This is a genomic window from Halomonas sp. N3-2A (genome assembly GCF_002216165.1).
GTDB lineage: Bacteria > Pseudomonadota > Gammaproteobacteria > Pseudomonadales > Halomonadaceae > Vreelandella.
In genome coordinates this window covers 1,232,415-1,241,960 of sequence record NZ_CP022286.1, presented here as the reverse complement: position 1 = coordinate 1,241,960, position 9,546 = coordinate 1,232,415, and the positions used below count along the sequence as shown (strand labels likewise).

The window sequence follows — 9,546 nt, the reverse complement described above, 5'->3', positions numbered from 1 at the left end:
CCATGATCAAACTCTTCAGTTTAAAATCATTGTGATGCTTACTCGTCACCCGAAAACGTAATGTTTACGAACAACAAAAGCGCATCAAACTTGGCTCAAGGTTCAAACGAATTCATTCAACTATTGTTTAAAAACTTACGTTTAAAAACTGTCGTTCTCATGACCGCTTGCCTTGATATTTGGTGATTTATCACCCTCATCGGCAAGCGCCCACATGAATTACCTGATCAAATTGTTAAAGAGCTACCGAAGGGCGTTGCCGTTCGATGTGGGGCGTATTCTACCCATTTCTATTTATTCGTCAACACTTTTTTATCTTGTTTGATAGCCACCTAGAAAGAAGATAGGCGACTACTTAAGAAGATAGTTTGTCTAGTAGGGACGTCATTACGGGTAGCAACCAACCCTATGCTGGCCGACGGTGAAATGGGAAGCGATTTACATAAGCCACCATCAACACGAGGTCGGCGGTTCTTTCATACCAACTCAAGACGTTGCAAAAGCTCTTGGCGACGTGGCTCATCAACAAAAGCTTCTTCAATTGCATTACGGTTCAGCATGCGGAACACCTCCGCATCCCAGCCAAATGCTTCAGCACAGGCAACATGATTTGTCAGCAACCCACCGCCAAAATAAGTCGGGTCGTCTGAGCTAATTGTCACCTTGAGGTTTTCTTTCAACAACTGGGGAAGAGGGTGATCTCGAAGATCATCAACCACTTTCAAACTGACATTAGACAGCGGGCAAACCGTTAGTACGATTTGACGCTCTCTGAGTCGCTTAACCACCGTGTCACTTTCGAGGCAGCGAACCCCATGGTCAATTCGCTGAACATCGAGAAGATCCAGTGCTTCAGCAATATATTCAGCAGGACCTTCTTCTCCTGCGTGGGCAACACGCACCAAACCAAGCTGTTTTGCTCGCGCAAAGAGCGCCTGGAATTTTGCCGGAGGGTTACCACGCTCTGCGCTATCTAAACCAATCGCATCCAGAAACTTCCAGTACGGAGCAGCATTTTCAAGCACGCTGAGCGCTTCTTCAGCCGGACGATCGCGCAAAAAGGCCATAATCATGCCAACAGACAGATCAAGCGTAGCCTCTGCCTCTTCTTTCGCACGAAGTAATCCCGCCATCACAACGTCAAGAGGAATGCCACGCTGGAGATGGGCCTGAGGGTCAAAATGCATATCAATGTGCACGACCCCTTCCCCACGAGCACGCTTGAAATAATCCATCGCCAAGTCATAAAAATCCTGCTCTGTGCGCAGCACGTTCATGCCTTGATAATAAAGATTTAGGAACCCCTGTAGGTCATCGAACTCGTAAGCCGCTTTTGCCTCTTTAACCGTAGCGTAAGGAAGCTCAATACCATTTCGCTTGGCAAGTTCAAACATTAACTCAGGCTCTAGCGAGCCTTCGATATGCAAATGAAGCTCTACCTTAGGGAGCTGAAGAAGAAATTCATGCATACGAAACTCCTGTCATTAGGATAAATTATTTCCAACATTATCAAGAGTATCCGTATTTAACTTCCCCCCAGCAAGTCGCCAGTGGTAGTTAACACCAGGCAGCAACGACGGGCATTCTACTTGGTGAATAAAATAGATCGCTGTTCGTCCAGTGAGCCAATGGTCAAGAGATTTAGCAATATGCATAGCGGTGAAGGCATCCACACCGGCAAAGGGTTCGTCTAAAAGCACGACTGCTGGATCCCGCAAAAAAACACGAGCCAATGCCACTCTTCGCGCTTGCCCACCTGAGAGCTGCTGCCCCATTTCGCCGACTTGGGTCATAAGCTGATTGGGTTGCTGCTTTACCCAATCCTTTAGGGCAACTTGAGAGAGAGCTTCCCACAGTTGATCATCGCTTGCCTCAGGGTTCGCGATACGCAGATTCGCCGCTAACGATCCATCAAAAAGATCAACCTGCTGCGTAAGCAAAGCAAAGTGCTTGGCACGGCTTTCCATAGTAACGTTAGAAGGCGCACAGCTGGCAACGTAAACCTGCCCCTCTGAAGGCGAAACTCTACCCATAATAAGGTTAGCCAACGTTGACTTACCCGCCCCTGAAATACCCGTCACTACTGCTCGCTCTCCGGCAGGCAAGGTAAATGTAGTATCAGACAGCACCGAATAGGCTGTATCGGGATAACGAAAAAAAACATTGTTGAACGCCACTGGATGCCCGCGAGAAGCATCAGGCAAGGCCAACGACGGCGCCTCAGTCATTATGCTGCTCAGTGCATTTAATCGCCGAGCAGCGCCATAGCTAGCACCGACTTTTAGAAAGGCGTTAGGCAACGTAGTGAATACTTCATTTATACCCAGCACAGCGATAACCGCCATAACAATGATAGGCCCCGCCACGTGGCCGGCCTCTACAATGAAGCTGCCCAGCCATAATACGCCCACCAACAATACGCCGGTCACCGCTAATACTAGCGCGTTGCCAATGGCCGACTTATAAGCAAGCTGACGCTGATTACTTAGCGCTTGGTCTTCGTGCTGATTAATCCGCGTACGGTACCAAGGATTAGTTTGGTAACTCATTAGCTCAGCCGACGCTTGTACTTGATCAAGCACTAGACGGCGTAACTCTTCTTGGTCGCTAACTTGCTGGTGGCTATTACCAAACCCCAACCACGCATAGCCAAGCGTCACTACAAGCCATAGCACGCTCAACACAGCGGCTATCAAACCACCCAACACTGGCACCCAAATAGCGATAAAGCCAGATACCACCAGGATGCTTAACAGCCCAACTAACGGAGGGATAAGCAAGCGCAGATACAGGTTGTCAAGCGTATCAATATCCGACGTTAAGCGACTTAGCCATTCACTCGCGCGGCGGCGCTTAAGCGTTGCCTCATCCAACCTGGTTAAATCGCCAAATACGCGGTAGCGCAAATCAGCTAATAATGTCAGTACGGTATTGTGGTTATAAAGACGCTCCGCGTAACGTGCCACCGTTCGCAGCAGTGCAAAAAAACGAATACCGCCACCGGGAACATAAATATCCAAAGTAACGGGCAATCCAGCTGCCAACGCGATGCCAGCCAACGCACACGCGGCAATAAACCAACCCGAAAGCCCTAACAGTGCAAGACCTGCCAGGAGCGTCACCAACGCTAATAATGCCCCCATAAAGAAACGCTGACGACGACGCAGCATTATGAGCAGCCATGGTTTCATATCGCGATAAAACTGCTTCATACCGTCGCCTCAATAAGCTGACCGGCTTCACAGGTAAAATGACGATTAGCAACGGCTACCAGCGCAGGGTGGTGCGTTGCAATAACTAGCGTACGGCCTTCCTTTGCCCAATCTAGTAGTGCCTGAATGACAGCCTTCTCAGTGATAGCGTCTAGGCTTGCCGTCGGTTCGTCTAATAAAACCAGTTGCGCCTCGCTAAGGTAGACACGCGCCAGCGTAAGACGTTGTGCTTGTCCCCCGGAGAGCCCGACACCACGCTCGCCTACCAGGCTTTCCAGACCATTTGGTAGCTGGGATAACAACTCACCCAGCCCTGCCCGTTGCAGTGCTCGTACCATTGACACCTGATCAGCCTCAGGAGCCGCTAAGCGCAGGTTATCGGCAAGAGTTCCCTGAATAATGCAAGGCGTTTGATCCAGCCACGCGACCTGACCACTGTGACGATAGCGGCACTCACCGCTGCTAGGCATCATAAAACCAGCCATTAAGGCTAGGATGGATGATTTACCGCTACCTGATTCACCGGTGATAACAACCACGTCACCACGTCGGATGGTAGCGTTCAGGTCGGACAAGACCGTGGCACGCCCCTCATATCCGACACCCGCCCCGCGCAGCTCAATAACGGTATTTTCCGAACGAGGCACTGATGTGGCTGAAGGAACCAGATCTGGTTCGTTCAGTATTGCCACGATACTTTCAGCCGCCCCTAATGCTGCTGCGCGGTCATGATAGTGCTGGGATAGTGTTCGTAGAGGCTGAAAAAACTCGGGTGCCAGCAATAAAACGGCTAGCCCAGTGAAGAGGGTTAGAGAGGAGGAAGGCCCATAGTCGATATAACCAAGTAGACCAAAACCGACGTACATGGCCACAACCGCAATCGCCACAGATGCAAAAAACTCAAGCACCGCGGATGATAGGAACGCTAGACGCAGCGTGCGCATACTTAGTCGTCGATAGTCATCGGTGGCATACCAAACATCTTTTTGTGCTGACTTGGTATGGCCAAACAGCTGGAGCGTCGTCATCCCTCTGACTCGATCTACAAAGTGGGCCGACAAACGCGACACGGCCATGAATTGATCACGATTCAAACGCTCAGCGCCCATACCTACCAACGCCATAAAAAGCGGGATAAGTGGCGCAGAAAGCAACAAAAAGATGGCCACAAGGTAGTCCAGCCATCCAACAATGCAAAGGATAAGTAACGGTAAGGCGACGACAATCCTCATCTGAGGATAAAAACGCGCGAAATAACCGTCTAACGCGTCAATATGCTCTACCGCCTGAGTCGCTATCGCCCCACTCTGTTGGCGAGTAAGCCAAACGGGCCCAAGCGTCGCCACCTTATTTAGCAACGCCTCTCGCGCATGCTGGCGAATACGAAGACTTGCCTCTGCACTACTGGCTTCTTGCAATGCTTGAAGTAGTGAGCGACACAGCACCACTGCCACCAACCCCAAGAAAACAACTGTCAGTGATGCCGGTGAGCGACCATGAATGACAAGCTGATCAATGCACCATGCAAGCCCCACCACTAGTAAAACCGTAAGCCCCCCTGCAAGCACGCCACCTATTGCGGCTAGTGTGAGCTTTTTGTGTTCACGCCGAGCAAGAGATTTCAACCATGAGCGTGAAGTTAAGGGTATTACCTGACCTGATTGAGAGGTAGCCATAAGGTTAGTGGCACTCCTCATTTGATGGTCGCGCCTTGCCAGCAATGGGTACATCCAAGCTAAAGACAACCGCAAACACTTTTGTCCAAAATAGCGAAAGACGGTCCCAAGCTGGGTTTTGGGTTTTAAAGAAAAGCCCATGGAGTAATGCTATATAGGAGACCAGCCCGATAGTAGAAACTGGAAAAATTGCATGGAAATATTCCACAAAGGCGAACTGAATTCGCGATAGCACGCAGAGGGCAAGCTCCATCACACTCTCCCAAGACCTGGATAAGCTGGGCCACACAAGCTTAGTTAAGCCTTACTGGTGCTGCACTTTAGCAATGAGCATAGGCTCTAGGCACGATGCAGCGACACAGCAACTAAGCCTGAGATTCGAATGTGTTGTCATTTGATGCTGTGACAAACGTTATACACTACTAGCGCTTCTTCAAAACTGTGTCGCATTGACGCAGTTAGGACATCACTACGATGCTAACCATGTAGCCAGTGTAAGCAATGAACATAGAGAACAGTACGCCACCCTCGATACGGTTTATACGCCGCGGGCGCCCCCGCCAAGAGAAAGCAAAGAACACCATCATGAGGGTCATAAAGGTCATGACGCTCCAATCACGAATTAGCACTTCGCGCCCCACTTCAATCGGTGTAATAACGCCAGCAAGACCTACCACAGCCAAACTGTTAAATAAATTAGAACCTACGACATTACCCAGCACCATATCATGCTCTTTGCGCCGCAAAGCGCTGATAGAAGAAGCAAGCTCTGGCAAGGATGTTCCTATTGCTACAACGGTTAAGCCAATAATTAAGTCGCTAACTCCAAAAGCTACCGCTATTTCGACCGCCCCCCACACCAGTATGCGCGAACTAGCGATCAACAAGACTAGTCCAACTAGCGTCCACATAAACGCCTTGCCACGAGACATGGGCTTACTATCCAGCGCTTCTGCTACTTCACCCACTAGCGGATCATCTTGCTGTCCTCGTGAACGGACAATACTAACCCCAATAAAGAGCGCCAACGCACCTAGCAGTAAGACGGCTTCTCCGCGAGAAATCCAACCGTCATAAAGCATATAACCCGTCAAAAGCATGACACCTATCAACAGTGGCATCTCCTTACGGATCACACCAGAATGCACCGCTAAAGGAGCGATCAACGCGACAAAACCTAAAACAAGGCCAATATTAGCGATATTGGAACCATAGGCGTTACCTACCGCTAAACCAGGGTTTCCTTGCATGGCCGCCAACACTGACACCATCATTTCTGGTGCAGAGGTGCCAAAACCAATAACCAGCATGCCAATTAATAGTGGCGATAGCCCTAACCACCTAGAGGTAGCTGCAGCACCATCGATAAATTTCTCAGCGCTCCATACAAGAAGCACCAAGCCCAAAACTACAGCCAAAAAAGGGAGCAACATTATTTCATTTCCTTAATAACGTAATGTTAGGCACTATCATTAGGCACCATTGCCGAGGCATCCTTGTCTAACTAGTTGGTTAGGTCAAGTGCTGTTTTACGGGGCGAAGATTAATCTCGATTTGACAGTAGTACCTGCCCACCGTACTAATTTGGATTCCTCAACGTATTGAGAATTAGCAGTTGCCTCATTTTCAGTTTATCAAACGACCTTCTTTGCGGGTGAACTCACCACAGGTCGACTGCCGCCCTCCTGAATCTCGCGCCCAGCGTAGACGCTTACGCGCCTGTCATGAGTGTGACTGGGTGTCTGCACTTCCTCCGCTTGGCTCTGGAGAGAAAGCATCTTGTCCACGCTGTTCACATGTGCTGGTAAAGCGGCATCGCTATCCTGCTCAGAGAAGCATGGCGCTAGCGCTTTCATCCTTAATAGCGCTACTTGCAGCAGTATCATTTCCGTTTGTTAGCTTTAGCATCAGTGGCATTGGTAATCGTATAGAACTTTCACAGACTGCCACTACGCTCATCGCTTTTCATCAGCCTGTTGTCGCTATCGCTGTCATTATGACCATTGTTGTGCTGCCCGCTATTTATCTAATTAGCGTGATCTGGCTTCAGTTTGGCTTACTTCGCGGCCATCCAATGCCGTTTAGTCGGGACATCGCTCGTTCACTAGCGAGGCTTACCCCATGGATGATGGCGGATGTCTTCATCGTTGGGGCGCTGGTGAGTTTGATAAAAATAGCTGGCATGGCACACATTGAAATAGGCATCTCTTTCTGGGCGTTCAGCGCGTTTGCCATCCTTTTACTGTTAACGACACAATCCATTGATTCAGATTGGATGTGGTTCTCTTTAGAGAAAGAACCCCTCGCGCCAGAAGGCACTCTCACAGGAACGACAGCGGCAAGCCAAGAGGTAACCGGCTGCCCAACTTGCGGCCTAATTAATCGGCTTAATGAGCATGGCAAGGGGCACTGTCTGCGCTGCCAAGAAAAGCTCCACCCACGATTACCACACAGCTTGCAACGCACCTGGGCACTGCTTTTTGCAGCAGCGGTGATGTATATCCCTGCTAATGTATACCCTATTATGACCACGACTAGCTTAGGGCACTCATCACCCTCAACGATCATCGGTGGGGTTGTGCAGCTGATCCAAATGGGCTCCTGGCCCGTGGCCGTGGTTATCTTTGTGGCGAGTGTTATTGTTCCCGTTGGTAAGCTGGTCGCACTGGTTTGGCTCTGTATGGTCATAAAGCATAGCAACGAGCTCAACGCACAAAGCCGAACTCGACTTTATCGGCTGACTGAATTTATAGGCCGATGGTCAATGGTTGACGTATTTGTGGTTTCAATATTAGTCGCTCTGATTCGCGCAGGGTCGTTAATGTCAATTACACCAGGGCCGGCGGCGCTCGCGTTTGCTGCCGTCGTTGTGCTCACAATGTTAGCAGCCATGACGTTTGACCCGCGCTTAATTTGGGACACTCCGCCTCCTCGCTCTACACGCCGTAACACGGCCACCAAGGAAACTGTTGATGGCTAATGATTCAACACCAAAGAAAGCCGATACCAACGACAACAACGATTTACATCGTGCGAAGTCATCACCGCAAACACGGCTCTCTCCGATTTGGATCGTGCCAATCGTAGCGGTGGTGATTGGGCTTTGGCTTGCCTACGACAACTACGCCAGCCGAGGCACGCTCGTCACACTAACAATGGACAGTGCGGAAGGTATCGAAGCGGGCAGCACGCTTATTCGCAGCCGCAATGTTGAAATAGGCAGAGTCCAAAACGTTCGCTTATCTGATGACCTTTCCCACGCCGTTATGACCGCCCGCATACAACCAGAAGCGGAAGCGATGCTTAGGGAAGATAGCCGATTCTGGGTGGTAAAGCCGCGCATCGGCCGCGAGGGCATTAGCGGGCTGGGCACGGTATTGTCGGGTGCCTATATTCAGCTAGAGGCAGGTCAGTCGGATGAACCTGAGCGCGAGTTTACGGTAAGTGATACACCACCGGTTGCCCCAGCTGGGCAGGCTGGTTTGCAAATCAGCTTAGTCAGTCAACTGGGTAACTCACTGCGTATAGGCGACCCTGTTTCTTACCAGGGCTATACCGTAGGACGAGTTGAAGATACTCGGTTTGACGCGGAATCTCGCACCATGCACCACCAAGTATTTATTGAAGAACCCTACGGCCAGTTGGTAACGGATAGCACTCGATTTTGGACATCGAGCGGCGTTGATTTCCAACTAGATGCCGATGGTGTACGTGTCAACGTGGAGTCTCTTGAAGCATTACTGGGAGGCGGCGTTACGTTTGGCGTGCCAGAAGACTTGCCGATGGGGCAACCCGTAGAGCCCAATGCACGCTTTAATCTCTATGCGGATGAAAATACTGCCCGGGAAGGAACCTTCAATCAGTATTTAGAGTACGTGCTATTGGTTGATGATACCGTTCGCGGATTATCGAAAGGTGCGCCCGTTGAATTTCGCGGGGTAAGAATCGGTACGGTTGCGTCGGTACCCTGGAACTTTACCGCTCCACAGCCCGACTCGCGTTCTCAGTTTGCCATCCCAGTGCTGATTCGAATCGAGCCTCAGCGGTTGGGCATTGAAAATGCCGACATCGACATAGAACAATGGGACTCACGCTTTAAGCGCCTTTTCGGCTTAGGGCTACGTGCATCACTCAAAAATGGCAGCCTATTAACGGGTGCACTTTTCGTTGATCTTAATTTTCAACGCGATTTAGCTGATGAATATGTCGCCGAAACGTTCTCCGAGAGGACAGTATTCCCTACTGTTGCTGGCGGCTTTGCACAGATCCAAGCGCAGATAACCAGCCTGCTTGAGAAATTAAACGCGCTTGAAGTTGAGCCATTACTTGCAGGTTTAGACCGAAACTTACAAGCATCTGAAAGTGTGCTCAACGAGATACGCCAAGTAAGCACCTCCATCAACCAGTTGCTGAATGATCCCGATACTCAGGCAGTGGGCGGAAACGTAAATGCGACTCTTGAGGAGCTGCGTAACACCTTGCAAGGTGTATCACCGTCATCTCCAGCCTATCAGGATTTAACAACGGCTATTCAACGGCTGGATCGCTTAATGCGCGACTTACAACCACTTACTCGCACATTAAATGAAAACCCAAGAGCGCTCTTATTCGACAACCTGGATACTCAAGATCCCGTGCCTCGCGCACCACGCTAAGAA

Annotated in this window: 6 protein-coding genes and 1 pseudogene; 2 read left to right on the top strand and 5 right to left on the bottom strand. The window is 50.1% G+C overall.

What is annotated here, in order from left to right:
* Positions 1 to 476: 476 nt before the first annotated feature.
* The 5 genes and pseudogenes from CEK60_RS05805 to CEK60_RS05785 all read right to left on the bottom strand — a co-directional run bounded on the left by CEK60_RS05805 (position 477) and on the right by CEK60_RS05785 (position 6,321).
* The gene (locus CEK60_RS05805; protein WP_089038222.1) at positions 477 to 1,469 is read right to left on the bottom strand and encodes an adenosine deaminase; all 993 of its coding nucleotides are present in this window, start codon (positions 1,467 to 1,469) and stop codon (positions 477 to 479) included.
* 15 nt (positions 1,470 to 1,484) lie between these two features.
* Positions 1,485 to 3,212, bottom strand: coding sequence for a thiol reductant ABC exporter subunit CydC (cydC, locus tag CEK60_RS05800; protein WP_089038221.1), 1,728 nt, complete (start codon positions 3,210 to 3,212; stop codon positions 1,485 to 1,487).
* Entirely contained in the window at positions 3,209 to 4,888 is a 1,680-nt protein-coding gene (cydD, locus tag CEK60_RS05795) for a thiol reductant ABC exporter subunit CydD (RefSeq protein ID WP_089038220.1), read from the bottom strand. Before cydD ends, cydC begins: the two co-directional genes overlap by 4 nt.
* Positions 4,889 to 4,937: 49 nt before the next feature.
* A pseudogene (locus CEK60_RS05790) lies at positions 4,938 to 5,141 on the bottom strand (cytochrome ubiquinol oxidase subunit I); the annotation flags it as partial.
* 205 nt (positions 5,142 to 5,346) lie between these two features.
* Positions 5,347 to 6,321, bottom strand: coding sequence for a calcium/sodium antiporter (locus CEK60_RS05785; protein ID WP_089038219.1), 975 nt, complete (start codon positions 6,319 to 6,321; stop codon positions 5,347 to 5,349).
* A 200-nt stretch (positions 6,322 to 6,521) separates the two neighbouring features.
* Between CEK60_RS05785 and CEK60_RS05780 the strand changes: the two genes are divergently transcribed.
* Together CEK60_RS05780 and pqiB are read left to right on the top strand one after the other, a co-directional pair.
* On the top strand, positions 6,522 to 7,868 hold the full coding sequence (locus CEK60_RS05780; protein ID WP_446718661.1) for a PqiA/YebS family transporter subunit: 1,347 nt from the start codon (positions 6,522 to 6,524) through the stop codon (positions 7,866 to 7,868).
* Complete coding sequence (gene pqiB / locus CEK60_RS05775; RefSeq protein ID WP_089038218.1) at positions 7,861 to 9,543, top strand: intermembrane transport protein PqiB; 1,683 nt, start codon at positions 7,861 to 7,863, stop codon at positions 9,541 to 9,543. Before CEK60_RS05780 ends, pqiB begins: the two co-directional genes overlap by 8 nt.
* Positions 9,544 to 9,546 lie beyond the last annotated feature (3 nt).